16 protein-coding genes are annotated in these 17,980 nt (G+C 59.9%); 5 read left to right on the top strand and 11 right to left on the bottom strand.

Annotated elements, in window-relative coordinates:
• Window positions 1-64 precede the first annotated feature (64 nt).
• Window positions 65-1,135 (bottom strand): glycerophosphodiester phosphodiesterase, encoded by a 1,071-nt coding sequence (gene glpQ / locus ABLV52_RS04245; protein ID WP_101862051.1) that lies wholly within the window; start codon window positions 1,133-1,135, stop codon window positions 65-67.
• 9 nt (window positions 1,136-1,144) lie between these two features.
• A complete protein-coding gene (glpT, locus tag ABLV52_RS04240; protein ID WP_023290488.1) occupies window positions 1,145-2,491 on the bottom strand; it encodes a glycerol-3-phosphate transporter in 1,347 nt (448 codons plus the stop codon).
• A gap of 272 nt (window positions 2,492-2,763) precedes the next feature.
• Between glpT and glpA the strand changes: the two genes are divergently transcribed.
• Genes glpA through glpC form a run of 3 tightly spaced genes read left to right on the top strand, consistent with a single transcriptional unit; the run spans window position 2,764 to window position 6,810 of the window.
• The gene (glpA, locus tag ABLV52_RS04235) at window positions 2,764-4,386 is read left to right on the top strand and encodes an anaerobic glycerol-3-phosphate dehydrogenase subunit A (RefSeq protein ID WP_348890044.1); all 1,623 of its coding nucleotides are present in this window, start codon (window positions 2,764-2,766) and stop codon (window positions 4,384-4,386) included.
• On the top strand, window positions 4,376-5,635 hold the full coding sequence (glpB, locus tag ABLV52_RS04230; protein ID WP_064155531.1) for a glycerol-3-phosphate dehydrogenase subunit GlpB: 1,260 nt from the start codon (window positions 4,376-4,378) through the stop codon (window positions 5,633-5,635). The genes glpA and glpB overlap by 11 nt, the downstream gene beginning before the upstream one ends.
• A complete protein-coding gene (glpC, locus tag ABLV52_RS04225) occupies window positions 5,632-6,810 on the top strand; it encodes an anaerobic glycerol-3-phosphate dehydrogenase subunit GlpC (RefSeq protein ID WP_023290491.1) in 1,179 nt (392 codons plus the stop codon). The genes glpB and glpC overlap by 4 nt, the downstream gene beginning before the upstream one ends.
• Window positions 6,811-6,831: 21 nt before the next feature.
• Here glpC and yfaU read toward each other — a convergent pair whose 3' ends face one another.
• From yfaU to ABLV52_RS04190, 7 genes are all read right to left on the bottom strand, one after another.
• The gene (gene yfaU, locus ABLV52_RS04220) at window positions 6,832-7,635 is read right to left on the bottom strand and encodes a 2-keto-3-deoxy-L-rhamnonate aldolase (RefSeq protein WP_023290492.1); all 804 of its coding nucleotides are present in this window, start codon (window positions 7,633-7,635) and stop codon (window positions 6,832-6,834) included.
• A 14-nt stretch (window positions 7,636-7,649) separates the two neighbouring features.
• The gene (locus ABLV52_RS04215; RefSeq protein WP_032428943.1) at window positions 7,650-8,939 is read right to left on the bottom strand and encodes an MFS transporter; all 1,290 of its coding nucleotides are present in this window, start codon (window positions 8,937-8,939) and stop codon (window positions 7,650-7,652) included.
• Between the two features lie 41 nt (window positions 8,940-8,980).
• A complete protein-coding gene (gene rhmD, locus ABLV52_RS04210) occupies window positions 8,981-10,186 on the bottom strand; it encodes an L-rhamnonate dehydratase (RefSeq protein ID WP_017899291.1) in 1,206 nt (401 codons plus the stop codon).
• Window positions 10,187-10,196: 10 nt separating this feature from the next.
• Window positions 10,197-10,982, bottom strand: coding sequence for an IclR family transcriptional regulator (locus ABLV52_RS04205; RefSeq protein ID WP_023290494.1), 786 nt, complete (start codon window positions 10,980-10,982; stop codon window positions 10,197-10,199).
• Window positions 10,983-11,185: 203 nt separating this feature from the next.
• Window positions 11,186-12,382: a nicotinamide mononucleotide deamidase-related protein YfaY gene (locus tag ABLV52_RS04200; protein ID WP_032453562.1), complete on the bottom strand. Its 1,197-nt coding sequence runs from the start codon at window positions 12,380-12,382 to the stop codon at window positions 11,186-11,188.
• Between the two features lie 102 nt (window positions 12,383-12,484).
• A complete protein-coding gene (locus tag ABLV52_RS04195; protein WP_004201712.1) occupies window positions 12,485-13,027 on the bottom strand; it encodes a YfaZ family outer membrane protein in 543 nt (180 codons plus the stop codon).
• A 283-nt stretch (window positions 13,028-13,310) separates the two neighbouring features.
• Window positions 13,311-14,228, bottom strand: a complete 918-nt coding sequence (locus ABLV52_RS04190) for an Rpn family recombination-promoting nuclease/putative transposase (protein ID WP_023290496.1) — start codon at window positions 14,226-14,228, stop codon at window positions 13,311-13,313.
• A gap of 138 nt (window positions 14,229-14,366) precedes the next feature.
• On the opposite strand from ABLV52_RS04190, the gene nudI reads away from it, so the two are divergent.
• Window positions 14,367-14,792, top strand: coding sequence for a nucleoside triphosphatase NudI (gene nudI, locus ABLV52_RS04185; RefSeq protein WP_049013197.1), 426 nt, complete (start codon window positions 14,367-14,369; stop codon window positions 14,790-14,792).
• Here nudI and ABLV52_RS04180 read toward each other — a convergent pair.
• On the bottom strand, window positions 14,784-16,190 hold the full coding sequence (locus tag ABLV52_RS04180; protein WP_348890042.1) for a sensor histidine kinase: 1,407 nt from the start codon (window positions 16,188-16,190) through the stop codon (window positions 14,784-14,786). The two genes, nudI and ABLV52_RS04180, sit on opposite strands and share 9 nt — an antisense overlap.
• Window positions 16,177-16,854 carry a transcriptional regulator TctD gene (gene tctD, locus ABLV52_RS04175; protein ID WP_032453566.1) on the bottom strand — a complete coding sequence of 226 codons (678 nt, stop codon included), beginning with the start codon at window positions 16,852-16,854 and terminating at the stop codon, window positions 16,177-16,179. The genes ABLV52_RS04180 and tctD overlap by 14 nt, the downstream gene beginning before the upstream one ends.
• A gap of 133 nt (window positions 16,855-16,987) precedes the next feature.
• Between tctD and ABLV52_RS04170 the strand changes: the two genes are divergently transcribed.
• Window positions 16,988-17,968, top strand: a complete 981-nt coding sequence (locus tag ABLV52_RS04170) for a tripartite tricarboxylate transporter substrate binding protein (RefSeq protein WP_023290500.1) — start codon at window positions 16,988-16,990, stop codon at window positions 17,966-17,968.
• Window positions 17,969-17,980: the final 12 nt, after the last annotated feature.

The raw sequence follows: 17,980 nt of genomic DNA, 5'->3' as shown, positions 1-17,980 counted from the left end.
CGGGCGGCGTAACGCTTATGCGCCCGACAAAACTGCCGTTCACAGGCCGGGTAAACCCGGCTTTTTACTGCTTAGCGTCCAGAAACTGCACCGCTTTATCCGGGAAATCGGTAAACAAGCCGTCGACGTCCGCCTGGTGATACAGCAGGTCATAGAGCTGATTGACGTTGCTGGCGTACTCCGGCAGCTGATCCGCGCGCACGGTATACGGATGCACCTGCAGATGGCTGGCGTGCGCCTCCTTCACCATCGCCGTCAGCTTCACCGCCCCCGGCTTTGAGCCTTCCGCCACCAGCATATGATAATCCGGACCAATGCCGTCGGCGTACTGCGCAATCTGCGCCATTGCCCCCGGCTTGAACATCCAGTCATAGCTGTAGTTCACCCACTTGCCGTCAGCCTGCCGCTGCTGGGTTTCATTCCAGTCGGTATAGGCGATAAGCTGCACCAGCTTGAGATCCATGCCCATCTTCGGCTCCAGCTCATGCTTAATACGCTTGAGCTCGTTGGCGTCAAAGCACTGCAGATAGACCTTATCCTGCTTGCTGGTGTAGCCATATTCTTTCAGCACTTTCAGCGTGCTGGCGGCAATATCTTTGCCTTCCTGATGGTGGAACCACGGCGCTTTGATTTCCGGGTAAATACCGATGTTTTTGCCGGTGGAATGATTCAGCCCCTGGACAAACTCAATCTCTTCTTCAAAGGTATGAATGCGGAAATCGGATTTGCCCATCGGGAAACGCCCGGGATAGGTTTGCACATTCTTGCCGTCTTTCGGCTCAAAGCCTTCGGTAAACGTCAGCGACTTGATCTCGGCCAGGGTAAAGTCGATGGCGTAAAAACGGCCATCTTGACGCGCCCGCTGCGGGAAGCGCTGAGCGACGTCGGTCACCCGATCCAGATAGTGGTCGTGCAACACCACCAGTCGGTCGTCTTTGGTCATCACCAGGTCTTGCTCAAGGTAATCCGCCCCCTGAGCGTAAGCCATCGCTTTCGCCGGCAGGGTATGTTCCGGCAGATAACCGCTGGCGCCCCGGTGGGCGATAACCATTTTATCCGCCGCTGCCGCGCTGAAGCACAGCGCAGAACTGGCCAACATCATGCCGCTCATTAGCGTGGTGAGTTTCATGTTCATCGCCGCTCCTTAGGCTTGCTTCAGCTGTTGATGATGGCGGCGTTCACCGAGCATCACGATAACCAGCAGGACAACCGCCAGCACGCTGCCGCCGATCATCACCATAAAGCCGCCGTCCCAGCCGAAGAAATCGACGGTGTAGCCGACGATGGCGCTCGCGGCCACGGAACCGCCGAGGTAACCGAACAGGCCGGTGAAGCCTGCGGCGGTGCCGGCGGCTTTCTTCGGCGCCAGCTCCAGCGCATGCAGGCCAATCAGCATCACCGGGCCGTAGATCAGGAAGCCGATAATAATCATACAGGCCATATCGACGCCCGGGTTACCCGGCGGGTTCAGCCAGTACACGACGGTGGCGATGGTGACCAGGGTCATAAAGAACACGCCGGTGGCGCCGCGGTTGCCTTTAAACACTTTATCCGACATCCAACCGCACAGCAGGGTGCCCGGGATCCCCGCGTACTCGTACAGGAAGTAGGCCCAGGAGGATTTATCCAGCGCGAAGTGCTTCACCTCTTTCAGGTAGGTCGGCGACCAGTCGAGAATGCCGTAGCGCAGCAGATAAACGAAGACGTTGGCGACCGCGATGTACCACAGCAGCTTGTTCGGCAGAATGTACTGCATAAAGATCTGCTTCGCCGTCAGCTCTTGTTCATGCTCTTCGCTGTAATCGTCCGGGTAGTCGTTTTTATACTCTTCGATCGGCGGCAGGCCGCAGGACTGCGGCGTATCGCGCATCATCGCGAAGGCGAAAATCGCCAGCAGAATAGCGCCGAAAGCCGGCATATAGAGCGCCGCGTGCCAGTCGTTAAACCAGGCCATACCCAACAGGAACAGCAGCGGCGGAATCCCCCCGCCGACGTTATGCGCGCAGTTCCACACTGAAACAATTCCGCCGCGCTCTTTCTGCGACCACCAGTGGACCATGGTACGGCCGCACGGCGGCCAGCCCATCCCCTGGAACCAGCCGCAGAGGAACAGCAGTACGAACATGATCATGATGCTCGAGGTGGCCCACGGTACGAAGCCCATCACCAGCATCACCAGCGCGGCGAGGATCAGCCCCGCCGGCAGGAAAATGCGCGGATTCGAACGGTCAGAGACCGATCCCATGATGAATTTCGAAAATCCGTAGGCAATGGAGATGCCGGAAAGGGCGAAACCGAGATCGCCGCGGGAGAAGCCTTGCTCGATAAGATAGGGCATCGCCAGGGCAAAGTTCTTACGAACCAGATAGTAAGCGGCATAGCCAAAGAAGATGCCGATAAAAATCTGCCAGCGTAACCGACGATAGAGCGGGTCGATCTCCGCGGCTGGCAAACGCGCTTTATGCGCGGCGGGTTTAAAAATACTTAACATATCAGCCTCCGTGGCCCTTGCTGTTTTTTACTGACGTCACGACAACAATCCCAGATTAATCACCAACTTCGAATCTGGCCGCGATGGTAGGCAATACGTAGAGCTGATACTGTGAAACATCGCACAATTTGTTACAGAAATATGACAAAAGGTTCCAATGTGAGCACAAAATCACATAACGCGCTCAAATAACGCGCGAATATGCTCGAAATCAAACAATAACCTTATTGATTGTGGCTAAATGGCGGTAAACGAAAGCAGAGGAGCTGAAGATGACGGGACGTCTTGATAGCGAGGTCATCATCATCGGCGGCGGAGCAACCGGCGCCGGCATCGCCCGCGACTGCGCCCGACGCGGATTACGCACAGTGCTCATTGAGCGCCATGATATCGCCACCGGGGCCACCGGCCGTAATCATGGGCTGTTGCACAGCGGCGCCCGCTATGCGGTGACCGACAACGAATCCGCCCGCGAATGCATCAATGAGAACCGCATCCTGCGCCGCATCGCCCGTCACTGTATCGAACCGGCCGGCGGTCTGTTCATTACCCTGCCTGAAGACGATCTGGCCTGGCAGCAGACCTTTATCGCCGCCTGCCAGCAGGCTGGCATAGAGGCCACGCCGCTTTCTGCGCAGGAGGCGCTGCGCCGCGAGCCCGCCGTCAACCCGACGCTGCTGGGGGCGGTGCAGGTCCCGGATGGCACCATTGACCCGTTTCGCCTCACCGCGGCCAATATGCTCGACGCCCGCGAACACGGCGCGCAGATCCTCACCGGCTGCGAAGTGACAGGCCTGCTGCGCCAGGGCGACCGCGTCTGTGGCGTCCAGGTATACGATCGTCAGCTTCACCAGACCCGCGCCCTGTACGCCGGGGTAGTGGTCAATGCCGCCGGGATCTGGGGGCAGCGCATTGCGGAATATGCCGACCTGCGCATCACCATGTTCCCGGCGAAGGGATCGCTGTTGATCCTTGACCACCGGATTAACAACCTGGTGATCAACCGCTGCCGTAAGCCGGCCGATGCCGATATTCTGGTGCCCGGGGATACCATCTCGCTGATCGGCACCACCTCGATGCATATTCCTTATGACGAAATTGACGACAACCGGGTAACGACCGCGGAAGTCGAAACCCTGCTGCGCGAAGGTGAAAAGCTGGCGCCGGTCATGGGCCGCACCCGGATCCTCCGCGCCTACTCCGGCGTGCGCCCGCTGGTGGCCAGCGACAACGATCCCAGCGGACGCAGCGTCAGCCGCGGCATCGTCCTGCTCGACCATGCTCAGCGCGACGGCATGGAAGGCTTCATTACCATCACCGGCGGCAAGCTGATGACCTATCGCCTGATGGCCGAGTGGGCCACCGACGCCGTCTGTCGTAAGCTGGGTAACACCACCCCCTGTTCCACGGCCGAGAGCCCGCTCCCCGGGTCGCAGGAGCCGACGGAAAGCACCCTGCGAAAAATTATCTCCCTGCCGGGCCCGCTGCGCGGCTCTGCTGTCTACCGCCATGGCGATCGCACGCCGGCCTGGCTTGGCGACAGCCGCCAGCACCGTAGTCTGGTCTGCGAATGCGAAGCCGTCACCGCTGGTGAAGTGAAATACGCGGTGGAAAATCTGGCGGTCCACACCCTGCTCGACCTGCGCCGCCGTACCCGGATTGGCATGGGGACCTGCCAGGGGGAACTCTGCGCCTGCCGCGCCGCCGGTCTGCTGCAGCGCTTTAACGTCACCACCCCCTCGCAGTCGTTGACCCAGCTGTCGGCGTTTCTCAATGAGCGCTGGAAGGGCGTGCAGCCCATCGCCTGGGGCGACGCGCTGCGCGAAAGCGAATTCACCCGCTGGGTCTACCTCGGCCTGTGCGGACTACCACAGGAGCATCAGGATGAAATTTGACTGCGCGATTATCGGCGGCGGACTGGCCGGCCTGCTGTGCGGCCTGACGCTGAATCAGTCCGGCCTGCGCAGCGTTATCATCAGCCGCGGGCAAAGCGCACTGCATTTTTCCTCCGCGTCGTTAGATCTGCTCTCGGCGCTGCCGAACGGCGATAACGTCACTGACCTCGCGCAAGGTCTGCAGCAGCTCGCTGAACTGCTTCCTGAGCACCCTTATTCCCGGCTCGGCGCCGGGGCGGTGCTCGAATACGCAAAACAGACTGAAGCCCTGCTGGCCGCCTGCGGCGCGGTGATGCAGGGCGACGCGCACCGCCCGCACCGGCGGGTAACGCCGCTGGGGACGCTGCGCGCGGCGTGGCTATCGCCGCAGGAGGTTCCTGTCGCGCCACTCCCCCGACAGGGGGTCTGCCTGGTGGGGATCAGCGGCTTTGCCGATTTTCAGCCGCATCTCGCCGCCGCCGCGCTCGGGCAAACCGGCGTCACCGCCGTAGCGGCGGAAATCGAGTTACCGCTGCTGGATGTTTTACGTGACAACCCCACCGAGTTTCGCGCCGCCAATATCGCCCGCCTCCTCGACGATGAAAACCACTGGCCTGCCCTGCATGCGGCGCTGCTGCCGCTGGCGCAACAGCATGAGCTGCTGATCATGCCCGCCTGCTTTGGCCTCGCCGACGATCGCCTGTACCACTGGCTGCAGGCGCGCCTGCCCTGCCCGCTGCGTCTGCTGCCGACGCTGCCGCCTTCGGTTCCCGGGATGCGCCTGCACAGTTTGCTGCAGCGGCAGTTTATTCGCGGCGGCGGCACCTGGCTTGCCGGCGATGAAGTGGTGAACATCAGCCATCGACAGGGCGCAGTCGAGGCCGTCTGGACGCGAAATCACGGCGATATTGCGCTGCGTCCGCGTTTTACCGTGCTGGCCAGCGGCAGCTTTTTCAGTAACGGTCTTGTCGCCACGCGGGATAGCGTGCGCGAACCCATTCTCGGTCTCGATCTACAGCAGACCCTGCCGCGCGACGACTGGTACCAGCGCGACTTCTTTGCCTCCCAGCCGTGGCAGCGCTTCGGGGTGAAAACCGATGCCCTGCTGCGCCCCATGCTGGGCGGGCAGCCGTTCAGCAATCTTTTCGCCATCGGTTCACTGCTCGGCGGGTTCGATGCCATTCAGCTCGGCTGCGGCGGCGGGGTCTGCGCCGTCACCGCACTGCACGCCGCCAGACAGATCCACGCCCTCGCCGGAGGCCGACCATGAACGATACCCGTTTTGAAAGCTGCATTAAGTGCACGGTCTGTACCACCACCTGTCCGGTCAGCCGGGTCAATCCGCGCTATCCCGGGCCGAAACAGGCGGGGCCGGACGGCGAACGCCTGCGCCTGAAGGATGGCGCGCTGTACGATGAGGCGCTCAAGTACTGCATTAACTGCAAGCGCTGTGAGGTCGCCTGCCCGTCGGATGTGAAAATTGGCGATATCATTCAGCGCGCCCGGGCACAGTATGGCCAGCAAAAACCGACCCTGCGCGACGCTATTCTCAGCCATACCGACCTGATGGGCACCCTTTCCACCCCCTTTGCCCCACTGGTAAACGCCACCACCGGCTTAAAACCGGTACGCCGCCTGCTCGACGCGGCGCTCAATATCGATCATCGCCGCACGCTGCCAAAATATGGCTTCGGCACCTTCCGCCGCGCTTACCGCCAGCTCGCGGCCAGACAGGCGCAGTACCCTGAGCAGGTGGCCTTCTTTCATGGTTGCTACGTCAACTATAACCACCCGCAGCTGGGCAAGGATCTGATTCGCGTCGTCAATGCGCTGGGCACCGGCGTGCAGTTGTTATCACGGGAAAAATGCTGCGGCGTGCCGCTGATCGCCAACGGCTTTTTTGACAAAGCGCGTAAGCAGGCGCAGAGCAACGTCGCCGCGATGCGGGAAAACGCGCTGCCGATCATCGCCACCTCCTCGACCTGCACCTTTACGCTGCGCGATGAATACCCGCACCTCCTTGATGTCGACAACAGCGATCTCCGCGACCGGGTGGAGCTGGCCACTCGCTGGATCTGGAAACAACTGGATAGTGGCAAAACGCTGCCGCTGCGCCCGCTGCCGCTGAAGGTGGTCTATCACACGCCGTGCCATATGGAGAAAATGGGCTGGTCGCTGTATACCCTCGAACTGCTGCGGCTGATCCCTGGCCTGCAGCTGGAAGTGCTGGATTCGCAGTGCTGCGGCATCGCCGGCACCTACGGATTTAAGACTGAGAATTACGCGGTATCCCAGGCTATCGGCGCCCCGCTGTTCCGTCAGATTGAGGAGAGCGGCGCCGACATCGTCGTCACCGACTGCGAGACCTGTAAATGGCAGATAGAAATGTCCACCAGCAAACGCTGCGAACATCCGCTCACGGTGCTGGCGCAGGCGCTCGCCTGAGTCCGGCGCCAGCCTGCGCCGTCAATAGCTCGCTTTCTCCTGCGGCTGAGCGCTGGCGGATTTAAACATTGCCAGCCGGCGGTCCAGCGCCTGGGTGTACAGCATGGTATCGACCCCGACGGCGACGAAATTGGCCCCCCAGGCGAGACATTTTTCCGCCATCGCCGGGTCGACCGCCAGAAATCCGGCCGCTTTTCCCGCCGCGCGAATGCGCCGGATGCTCTGCTCAATCACCCGCTGCACGTCAGGATGGCCAGCATCGTCCGGGTGTCCCAGCGAAGCGGAGAGATCCGCCGGCCCGATAAACACCCCGTCAATGCCTTCCACCTCGAGGATAGCGTCCAGATTTTCCAGCGCGGTTCGGCTCTCCACCTGAATCAGCAGACAGAGTTCGTCATTCGCCTCCGCCATATAATTCTCCACTCTGCCCCAGCGCGCCGCCCGGGCCACGCCGGCGCCAACGCCGCGGCTACCGACGGGAGGATAACGGGTTGCCGAGACGACTTCCCGCGCCTGCTCGGCGGTATCGACCATCGGCACCAGCAACGTTCTGGCGCCAATATCCAGCACCTGTTTTATCAGGCTGCGGCTGCCCTCCACCGGACGGATCACCGGCTGACTGGCGTAAGGGGCGATGGCCTGGAGCTGATGATAAAGGTCCTGAATAGTGTTCGGGGCATGCTCGCCGTCGATCAGCAGCCAGTCATATCCGGAAGTGGCGGCAATCTCCGCCAGATAGGAGGAGGTCGAGCTCAGCCACAGGCCTATTTGCGTCTCACCGCGTAATAATCCACGTTTGAAGGGGTTTGATAACAGTGCGTTCATAGCGATTCCTTTAATCAATGCTGTACGCCGCCGCGCTGAGGAACCGCGCGGGTGAGGCTTAATGAGAAGATGGTGATCACCCCGATGATGGCCACGCCGGCCAGGGTTAACAGTCCAGCTGCGCTGCTGGCGAACAGCGTTTCGGCCTGCACGCGAACGATCGGCGCCAGAAAGCCGCCGATGGCGCCAAACAGGTTAACGAAGCCAATCCCGGCGGCCAGCGCCGTGCCGGAGAGCAGCTGCGTCGGCATCGTCCAGAAGACCGGCTGCACGGCAATCACCCCAACCGCCGCCACGCACAGCGCGATGATAGCCAGCACCGGCGCCACCAGCCCGGAAACCGCAATCCCGACCGCTGCCGCCAGCAGCGTCAGCGCGGCAATATTGCGCCGCTCGCCGGTGCGATCGGAGTAGCGAGGGATAAGCCAGGTACCGAACAGCGCCGCCACCCACGGAATAGCCGTCACCACCGAGGCAATGAAGCCGACTTTGGTGCCCAACAGCGCGGCGACCTGAGTGGGCAGGAAGAAAATCAGGCCATAGACCGCCACCTGAATGGTCATGTAGATCAGCGCCAGCTGCCAGACCCGCCCGTTACGCAGCGCATCGGACAGACGCGAGGTGACCTTTTTCTCCTCCTCTCGCGCCAGCTCGCTTATCAGGGCCTGTTTCTCCGCCGCGCTCAGGAAGCGGGCATGCTGCGGCGAATCGTCCAGCCAGAAGAAGGTGAACGCTCCCGCAGCGACGGCGAGCAGGCCTTCAATCACAAACATCCAGAACCAGCCGGGATGGCCCATAAACCCATGCATCTCCAGCAGCGCGCCGGATAAAGGCGAACCGAGGGTCAGCGCCAGCGGCGCCCCCATATAAAAAAGCCCCATAATGCTGGCGCGGTTTTGCTGGGGAAACCACTGAGACGTGAGGTAGATCATGCCGGGGAAGAAGCCCGCCTCCGCCGCGCCCAGCAGGGTACGTACCAGCAGGAATTTCGCTTCCGTATCCGCCCACGCCATCGCCGCCGACAGCACGCCCCACAGCAGCGTGGTGCAGCCGATCCATTTTCTGGCGCCAAATTTGCGCATCAGCAGGTTGGCCGGCACCCCAAGAAAGGCATAGACCACAAAGAAAATCCCCGCCCCCAGCGCATAGGCTTCGTTGCTGAGGCCAGTGTCCAGCTGGTAGGTCTCTTTGGCGAAACCGATATTCGAACGGTCAAGAAACGCCAGCACGTACAGCGCCAGCATAAAGGGGATTAAGCGGGCGCGGTTTTTCTTCACCACGCTCTCCAGCAGAGTGTTGCTCATCATAATATCCTCAGGCGTGGGCCGCCGGGCGGCCCGGGGGATCAGTGTTGATAAGGACGTTTTAGGTTGCAGTCGCGATTGAGCTCGACGCCAAAGCCGGGTTTATCCAGTACCGATTTATGAATGCGCCCCCTCTCCGGCACCGGCTCGCCGAGCAGGATCGGGTCGAACTGCGGACGCAGCGTGGCGCAGTCAGGACTGGTCATCAGAAACTCGCTGAACGGCGTGTTGGTGAAAGTGATCACCGCATGATGTGAGTAAACCGACGAGCCGTGCGGCACCACCAGCTGCCCGCGCGCTTTAGCAATAGCCGCTATCTCCACCAGCGTGGTTAAGCCGCCGCACCAGCCGACGTCGGGCTGCATAATATCGATTCCGGTCTCCGACAGGGTGCGGAAGGACTGCAGGGTGCCGTGGTGCTCGCCGCTGGTCACCATCATCCCGGCCGGCGCCTGGCGCTTCAGCTCGCGATAACCTTCATACTGCTGCGGCGGCAGGCACTCCTCGATCCACTTGAGGTTGTAAGGGGCGCAGGCATGGGCAAGTTTGGTGGCATAGTTAACGTCCTGGCTCATCCAGCAGTCCAGCATTAACCAGAAATCCGGGCCGCATTTTTCGCGCATGTCCGCCACCATGGCGACGTCTTTGCGGATCCCGGCGTCGCCATCGTGCGGCCCCCAGTGGGTGGGCATTTTGCCGCCGATAAAGCCCATCTCCTGCGCCAGATCCGGACGAGCGCCGGTGGCATAGAACTGGATTTCGTCACGCACCGCTCCGCCCAGCAGTTTGTAGACCGGCAGGCCAACCACTTTCCCGAACAGATCCCACAGCGCGAGGTCGACACAGGAGATAGTGTTCATCACCAGACCGCCGGATCCTGCGTAGTAAAGGGTGGCGTTGAGCATCTGGTCGTGGATCAGTTTGATATCGCTGACGCATTTGCCTTCGATAAAGCGGTTGAGATGTTTTTCCACGATAAAGCAGCCCATCTCTCCGGCCGTCGACACGGCAAAGCCGGTCTGCCCGTTGTCGGCTTCCACTTCCACAATCAGCGTGCCCAGCACGTTGATGCCAAACGACTGGCGGGACTGCTCATACTGTTTGTATTTGCTCATCGGGGTGGCGATATGATCGTCAATCCAGTGGTTAGCCCCCTGATCGTGATAATCGCCGCCGCCGGCGCCCTGCTCTGCGGTGGCGCCGCCGGTAAACCAGGCGCGGACGTGTTTAATTTTCGGTAGGGTCATGGTGTTCTCCTTATGATGAGGCGAGTTGTTCAAAGGGGCTTTTCCACCCCAGCAGTCGTGAAATATCTTTCGCGCAGGCAATCGCCTTACCGGCAAGGTAATCGCGATTGTCTTCATTGATTTGCAGACGGGTGCCCACCACCGAGATGGCGGCGGTCAGGTCGTTATTGGCGTTAAAAACCGGGGCGGCCACGCAGCGCACGTCCGGATAGTCCTCGCCATTATCAAAGCTCCAGCCCCGGGCGCGGATCCGCCCCAGCTCCTCCCGCAGCTGTTGAGCATTGCTGATGGTCGTTGGCGTAGCCCGCTCCCACTGCAGTTCATCGATAATCGATGCCTGAACCCCGGCGGGCTGCCAGGCCAGCAGACATTTGCCGATCCCGGAGCGGTAAAGCGACAGGCTCTTTCCTTCGTGCGAACGCACGCTAATGGTGGCGGGTGATTCAATTTTCAGAATGTAGTAGGCGTTACCGTGATCGATAATGCCCAGATGGCAGAGCAGGCCGCACTCATCCATCAGCCGGGTCAGGCGCGGCCGCGCCAGCTCGCGCAGGTCCATTTTGCTTAGCGCCTGCCCGGCCAGCTCCACCAGTTTGGTCCACAGGCAGTAGTTATCCTGATTATCCATACTGATGAAGCGCTGCTTTTTCAGCTCGCCCAGCAGCAGATAAACCGTGCTTTTCGGGATCCCCAGCTCCGCTATTATCGTCGCCGCGCTGCAGGGTCCGATGCGGCCAATTAAATTAAGGATCTCAATCGCGCGGGTCAGCGCCGGGACTTTCGTTGATTCCAACATACTGGACTCCAATCCTGAATACTGGAATCAGTGTTGCGGTTGTCCGGGCGGTAAAGTGTGAGCGACATCGCGGGGCAATCGCTTTCCCGTATGCTGGACCGTTCGCAGCGGAAAATTGCGACTTAACGCACAGAATTTTTTCAGGAGAGTACAACTGGCTGGACAACCGGCGCCCGGGAGAAGCCCGCGCGCCGGGAAACGACCTACATTGAGAGGGAATCCACCACGTTAATCCAGCCATGTTCACTGGCCAGCGGTTGGCCATTCAGCCAGCGACGCAGCAGGTTTAATGCCATCATGGCGCAGACTTCCTGGCGTACCGCCAGGCTGTGGCGGGTGACGCTAAACTTCACCCGCAGCGCGAAGGTGCCGTCGGGGGTGGCCAGGGCCACGTTAAGATGATCGTTTTCCTGGCCGCTCACCGCCAGGGCCAGGCCGGCAAAATGGTTAATGCGCCGCTCGGCCGCCCAGCGGGCCGCCTGCGCCAGCGTCTCCTCCTGCGCCGGGACCACTTCGCTGGCCAGCAGCGGCGCGCCGGCGCGGGACAGCTGGAGCGCCAGCAGACCGCCGGTAAACTGCTCGCTGAGCGTCAGGCTCAGCTGCCGCTCCTGCAGGCAGCGTGCAATCTGCGCCGGTAACCCTTCAGTGCCTTCGAAAATCAGGCTGTCGCCAGCCACTTTACGCACTTCCGGCCACAGGGCCAGCATGGCGTCACGCTGCTCAGCCGGTCCGGTCAGCTTCAGCTCAATGATCGGCATCGACGAGCGGTAGCCCATCACTACGCCAGGCGGTAACGTCAGCGGATTGAGGTTTTGCGCCAGCTCGCTTTCCGAGCGGCCAAAAGTGGTCAGCCGCAGGCATACCGGCGGTTCCGGCAGCGTAAAGCGCTGGCGCAGGCGCGGTAAAATCTCCTGCTCGACCATCACTTTGAATTCAGAGGGAACGCCGGGGGTGAAAAACATCAGGCAGCGATTGAGCTGGATGGCAAAGCCGCAGGCCGTGCCCACCGGGTTATTGATCATCTCGGCGCTGGCGGGGATTTCCGCCTGCTTACGGTTGCTTTCCGCCATCGGCCGCCCGCGTTCAGCAAAGAAGCGGGTCATGGTTTCCAGCCACTCCGGATGCAAAATAAGTCCTTCGCCTTTCGCGGTGGCCGCGGCCAGCGCGCTCAGGTCGTCGCTGGTTGGGCCGAGGCCGCCATTGACGATCAGCACATCCGCCTGTTCGCTGCGTTCGCGCAGCATCGCCACCAGCGCATCGAGATCGTCGCCGACGGTATTACGGCGCGTTAATGGTAAACCCTGATTAAAAAAGAAATCCGCCAGCCATGCTGCATTGGTGTCAACGATTTGACCATGCAACACTTCATCGCCAGTGGACAGCATTTCCACATTCAACATTGCTCACTCCTTGCCTGCCAGGTGGCAAATACTATAACGCAAAGCGGGAGGCTGACGAGGAGGAAAATCTGGCGCGGCAAGAAGAGACCGCGCCGGAGGAGATTAGAAGCTGGCGCTGGCGCCGATGTACGGGCCGTCGGCGATGGTGTTATCGCGGTTGCCATCTTTGCCCGCCAGGTTCAGATAGCGATAGCCTGCCTGGATGCTGAGCGGACGCATAATGGTCCAGCTGGCGCCGACGTTGGCTTCCTGATAGCTGTCAATGCCGCTGGAGAGGGAATCTGGAGAGTAGTAGTAGTCGCCATACAGACGGAAGCTGTCGCCGATTTTCCACTGCAGGCCGCCGCCGACCGCGGCCGCATAACCTTCATCACCCTGTTTCGGGTTGGTGTATACCCCTTTACCGCCCACGGTCGCCAGGAACGGCCCCAGCGGAATATTCAGGCCCAGGCCTAAACCCGCGGCGTCGCCGTCGTTATCGCTGTGCAGCCAGTTACCCGAAACAGCCAGACCGGTGGACTCGGTGCCGAAGCCGACCCCAAGGTTGGTGTAATGCTCGCCTGCTTCGCCGGTAACGCTGATCGCATGGGCCGCCGAAGAGACCAGCATGACGCCAGCCAGCGCCATAAAAATGCTTTTTTTCATTATTTACTCTATCCAGAAAATTAAAATCAAAGAAGTCCCGAAAAAACCTGAAAATTCTACTGCGCACTCGTCAGGAATCAATGACCTGGCGAAATGATTTTTCACAAGAGTGTAACCAGTTGCGTCTTTTTACAGCAATACCGCCGCGCATTTGCGAAAGAATGTAAATTTCACCGCATTCATATTCAGTAGAATTATATTTAATTAGGTTGTATTGATTGAATAAATCTATATTTACCTGCGCAATCGCCATTGCGCAGGCTGTTTGAAGGAAGCAGAAAAATTAATGGGCGAGCAGGGCCAGGCGCTCCGGCGCAAGCCCCGTCAGCTTCGCCACCAGCGCCAGATCAAGCCCGTTTTCCAGCATCGCCTTGGCAATACGTTGCGCAGCCAATTGTTCTCCTTGTTCAAGACCTTGCTGCAGGCCCTGCTGATGGCCGCGTTGTTCCAGAAACTGGGCAATGTTCATTAGCGTCTCCTTATGCAGCCGTCTGGGGACATTTTGCGCAAGATTACGTAAAAAGGCGACCGGATCGGCGGCATTTCCTGCCTGTAATAAATAGTGAAGCAGCGTCCTGAGCTGTCTGCGGCTAGTGTATCCCAGCGCCAACAGGCTGGCTAGTTGCTCCTGCAGTTCCATCATATCGCGTTGCCGGATATGCTTTTGCAGCAACTCAAGCATCGCGACCCGTCGGTGCTGCATTATTGTATCGTCAGGAAGCACCGTGATATCGATTAAGTGAAAATCCTGATTGTATACTTGCCGCGCGGTTTGCGGATGAGCAAATCCTTCCAGCCAGCACATGGGATACGGCCAGGGCGAGACTTGCCCATGATAAAAAAGCAGCGGGATCACCAATGGCAGTTGCGTATGTCCTTTATCCAGATGGCGCTGCATCGCTGCTATCGCATAACGCATCAGGCGAAATGCCATATGACGGTCCGCAGAGCTTTGATGTTCGATAAGCAGATAGATATATCCGTCCCCCGCCTGGGTTTGCAGCGAGTAAAGAATATCGGAATGGCTGGCGCGCAGGTCTTCATCGATAAAACTTCCGGACTCCAACTGCAGCGTTTGCAGATTGCATAATTCTCGCAAATGTTCAGGAAGGTGAATGTCCAGAAAATCCCGCGCCGTCGCCCGATGCGACAGTAGGTGTTTAAACACGGCGTCATGTGGGGAATGGGTGGTCCTTTCCATGGTGGCTCTCCATACGATAATTTTCGCTTAACTTATCACTCTGTAAAGCCAGCGCCGTATTTCCCTTGCGGTTTGCCGAGGCGCCTCGCAAACTGTTTCCTCGATACCCGGCCCGACTTACTGCGAAGGAGAAAAATCATGCGTCAAAGGACGATTGTTTGCCCGCTAATCCAAAATGATGGCCATTACCTGTTGTGCAAGATGGCTGCCGACCGCGGTGTTTTTCCCGGACAATGGGCCTTGTCCGGCGGCGGCGTGGAGCCGGGGGAAAGTATTGAAGAGGCGCTGCGACGCGAAGTCCGCGAGGAGCTTGGCGAAAAACTGCAGTTGGCCCGTATCACGCCATGGAGCTTCCGCGACGATACCCGCGTGAAAACCTATCCCGACGGGCGCCAGGAAACGATCTATATGATCTATCTGATCTTCGACTGCGTTAGCGCCAATCGCGACGTAACGATCAACGAGGAGTTTGACGATTACGCCTGGGTGAAAGCGGATGAGCTTAAAAACTACGATCTCAATGCCGCCACCCGCCTCACCCTGAGCATGAAGGGGCTACTCTGACGCCACGGTCAGCAGGCGCAGCGTCGCCTTCAGTCCGCCCAGGCTTTCGCTGCGCGAAAGCTGCAGGTGGCTACGATGCAAACGAGCAATATCGTTAACCAGCGCCAGGCCCAGCCCGGCGCCGGGAATCGCGCCCGCGTTATCGAGGCGGCGAAACGGCATCAGCGCCTGGTGTACCTGGTGGTCGTCAATTCCCGGACCGCTGTCTTCCACGCTAAGCAACACGGCGTCGCCATCGCGATGCAGGCTAAGCGTGACCGTTCCATATTCCGGGGTATAGTGAATGGCATTGTCGAGCAGGTTAGCGCACAGCTCCCCCAGCAGAACGCTATCGCCTGCCACATATACCGCCGACTGCTCGCCCTCGTAGCCAAGATCGATATGTTTGCTCCGCGCTTGCGCGATACGTGAAAAGCAGCTGTTGCGCACAATCTCCGGCAAGTTAATCACCGCAAACGCCTGCTCCCGCTGTTTTACCGTCGCCAGCTGCAGCAACCGCTCCGTTAACAAGACCGTATCGTCCAGCGTGGCGCGCATCGCCTGCAGACTTTCGCGCCACAGTTGCGGATCGTCGCTGGCCAGGGCTACCGAAGCCTGCGTTTTCAGCACCGCCAGCGGTGTTTTCAGCTGATGGGACGCATCGGCGCTGAAGCGCTCCTGGCGGGAGATCATCACCCGCAGACGGTCGATGTAGCGGTTGAACGCGACAATCAGCAGCCGCGTTTCCGACCAGGGCAGCAGCTCCGGCAGCGGCGTCAGCAGACCGGGTTCACGGCGCACCATCAGCGCGGAGAGCTGACGCATGGGCCGCAGCACGCGGCGCAGCAGCCAGGCTGCCAGCACCAGCGTCAACAGGACCAGTAACCCCTGCGACACCCAGGATGAGAAGAGTAATTGTCCGGCCAGCCAGCGGCGGGACTGCAGCGTTTCGGCAATATATATCTCCGCCATGCCAACGATGCCGCCTTCGTTGATGGGCTGCAGCAGGCGCGCCACGCGGATTGCCTGACCGCGATATTCGGTATGATAAAACCACGCCAGCGCCGGATAGAGCTGAGTTCGCGAGGTGGAGGGCGGCATCGCGGGCAGATCGTCATAGCCGGAAATGACCTTCCCCTGCGGGTCGAGCACCTTGTAATAGAGACGATCGTTCATATTGAGCTCGAAGCTGTCCAGCACCACCCAGGGCACATTCACCTCCAGTTGCCCTCCGCGAACCACCAGCTGCTCGGCCACCGTCCGCGCCGACGACAGCAGGGTACGATCGTAGGCTTGCGTCGCCGCCTGCAGCGCGCTGACGTAGCTGTTAAACGCGGAGAGTCCCCACAGCAGGACCAGCGGCAGGCCGAGAAACAGCAACAGTTGGGCATAGAGCGATTGCGGCTTACTCCATCTCATGGCGCTCGCACTCAAGCAGATAGCCTAAACCGCGCAGGGTGGTTATACGCACATTGCTCGCCTGAAGTTTCTTGCGCAGACGGTGAATGTAGAGTTCGATGCTTTCCGGACTGACGTCATCGCTGAGGCTGAACACCTGTTCGAACAGCTGCTGACGGGAAACCGGGCGAGTGCGGCGAAACATCAGCACCTTCAATAGCGCCAGCTCGCGCGGCGTCAGAGACAACATCTGGCCGCGGAGTAAAAAATAGCCTTCGTCACAATACGCCAGCTCGCCAAGCTGCTGCACCTCATGCACCTGCCCTTCGCTGCGCCGGAGCAGCGCCCGCAGGCGGGCGTCGAGCTCTTCCAGCTCAAAGGGCTTAGGTAAATAGTCATCCGCGCCGGCATTTAAGCCCTTCACCCGGTCCGCTACCGCGCTGCGGGCGGTCAGCAACAGCACCGGCAGGGTCTGCCCGCGCTTGCGCAGCCGCTGCACCACTTCAAGGCCATCGAACCCCGGCATACCGATATCCAGCACCGCCAGCGCATATTGCTCGCTTTGCAGCAGATGGTCGGCCGCACGCCCGTCAGCGACGCAATCTACGGCAAAACCGCCCTGCACCAGCGCTTTTTCCAGCCAGTGAGCCAGCTCACGATTATCCTCGGCTAATAAGAGACGCATATCACATCCTGTAACGTTGCTGCTGCATTGAAAGGGAAATGAAAGGTAACTGTTTTAACAATCATGCAACCGAATCGCCATATGTCGGTTCACATAATCAAAAAAACCTGCCCTGTACCTGCTGAGGAAGCCTATGAAAACGCCATTTTTCCGCCATCTGAGCGCCATCGCGCTGTGCCTTTGCACCACATCCGCCTTCGCCGCGGAGGCCCCGTCCCGCACCGAATGTATCGCGCCCGCTAAACCCGGCGGCGGCTTTGACCTGACCTGTAAGCTGATTCAGGTGAGCCTGATGGAAACCGGCGCTATCGAGAAACCGATGCGCGTCACCTATATGCCCGGCGGCGTGGGCGCGGTAGCCTACAACGCCATTGTCGCCCAGCGCCCGGCAGAGCCGGGGACCGTCGTCGCCTTCTCCGGCGGCTCGCTGCTGAACCTGTCGCAGGGTAAATTCGGCCGTTACAGCGTCGATGACGTGCGCTGGCTGGCGAGCGTCGGCACCGACTACGGCATGATCGCCGTGCGCGCCGATTCGCCATGGAAAGATCTGAAGTCGTTTATGACCGCGATGGAGAAAAATCCCTCCAGCATCGTGATTGGCGCCGGGGCCTCCATCGGCAGCCAGGACTGGATGAAAGCGGCGCTGCTGGCGCAAAAAGCCAACGTCGACCCGCATAAAATGCGCTATGTCGCCTTTGAAGGCGGCGGCGAGCCGGTGACCGCGCTGCTCGGCAACCATGTGCAGGCGGTCTCCGGCGATCTCAGCGAGATGGTGCCCTATCTGCAGGGCAATAAAATCCGCGTGCTGGCGGTCTTCTCCAGTGAACGATTGCCGGGCGCGCTCGCCGATGTCCCTACCGCTAAAGAGCAGGGCTACGACCTGGTCTGGCCGATTATTCGCGGCTTCTTTATGGGCCCGAAAGTCAGCGACGCCGAGTACCAGTGGTGGGTCGATGAATTCACTAAACTGCAGCAAACCGAAGCGTTCAAAAAGCAACGTGAACTGCGCGGCCTGTTTGAATTCAACATGAACGGCAAGGAGCTCGATACCTACGTTAAGCAGCAGGTCAACGACTATCGCGAACAGGCGAAAGCCTTTGGCCTGGCAAAATAATCCGCGGAGGCG

This window comes from Klebsiella sp. GB_Kp056, assembly GCF_040064755.1.
Lineage (GTDB): Bacteria > Pseudomonadota > Gammaproteobacteria > Enterobacterales > Enterobacteriaceae > Klebsiella > Klebsiella quasipneumoniae.
Note: the sequence above shows the minus strand (reverse complement) of the source record. Positions and strands in the feature narration are given on the sequence as shown.

What these genes read in the sequence shown, in the direction of transcription:
- glpQ (WP_101862051.1), bottom strand. Translation starts at nt 1,135, where the DNA reads ATGAACATGAAACTCACCACGCTAATGAGCGGCATGATGTTGGCCAGT.
- glpT (WP_023290488.1), bottom strand. Translation starts at nt 2,491, where the DNA reads ATGTTAAGTATTTTTAAACCCGCCGCGCATAAAGCGCGTTTGCCAGCC.
- glpA (WP_348890044.1), top strand. Translation starts at nt 2,764, where the DNA reads ATGACGGGACGTCTTGATAGCGAGGTCATCATCATCGGCGGCGGAGCA.
- glpB (WP_064155531.1), top strand. Translation starts at nt 4,376, where the DNA reads ATGAAATTTGACTGCGCGATTATCGGCGGCGGACTGGCCGGCCTGCTG.
- glpC (WP_023290491.1), top strand. Translation starts at nt 5,632, where the DNA reads ATGAACGATACCCGTTTTGAAAGCTGCATTAAGTGCACGGTCTGTACC.
- yfaU (WP_023290492.1), bottom strand. Translation starts at nt 7,635, where the DNA reads ATGAACGCACTGTTATCAAACCCCTTCAAACGTGGATTATTACGCGGT.
- ABLV52_RS04215 (WP_032428943.1), bottom strand. Translation starts at nt 8,939, where the DNA reads ATGAGCAACACTCTGCTGGAGAGCGTGGTGAAGAAAAACCGCGCCCGC.
- rhmD (WP_017899291.1), bottom strand. Translation starts at nt 10,186, where the DNA reads ATGACCCTACCGAAAATTAAACACGTCCGCGCCTGGTTTACCGGCGGC.
- ABLV52_RS04205 (WP_023290494.1), bottom strand. Translation starts at nt 10,982, where the DNA reads ATGTTGGAATCAACGAAAGTCCCGGCGCTGACCCGCGCGATTGAGATC.
- ABLV52_RS04200 (WP_032453562.1), bottom strand. Translation starts at nt 12,382, where the DNA reads ATGTTGAATGTGGAAATGCTGTCCACTGGCGATGAAGTGTTGCATGGT.
- ABLV52_RS04195 (WP_004201712.1), bottom strand. Translation starts at nt 13,027, where the DNA reads ATGAAAAAAAGCATTTTTATGGCGCTGGCTGGCGTCATGCTGGTCTCT.
- ABLV52_RS04190 (WP_023290496.1), bottom strand. Translation starts at nt 14,228, where the DNA reads ATGGAAAGGACCACCCATTCCCCACATGACGCCGTGTTTAAACACCTA.
- nudI (WP_049013197.1), top strand. Translation starts at nt 14,367, where the DNA reads ATGCGTCAAAGGACGATTGTTTGCCCGCTAATCCAAAATGATGGCCAT.
- ABLV52_RS04180 (WP_348890042.1), bottom strand. Translation starts at nt 16,190, where the DNA reads ATGAGATGGAGTAAGCCGCAATCGCTCTATGCCCAACTGTTGCTGTTT.
- tctD (WP_032453566.1), bottom strand. Translation starts at nt 16,854, where the DNA reads ATGCGTCTCTTATTAGCCGAGGATAATCGTGAGCTGGCTCACTGGCTG.
- ABLV52_RS04170 (WP_023290500.1), top strand. Translation starts at nt 16,988, where the DNA reads ATGAAAACGCCATTTTTCCGCCATCTGAGCGCCATCGCGCTGTGCCTT.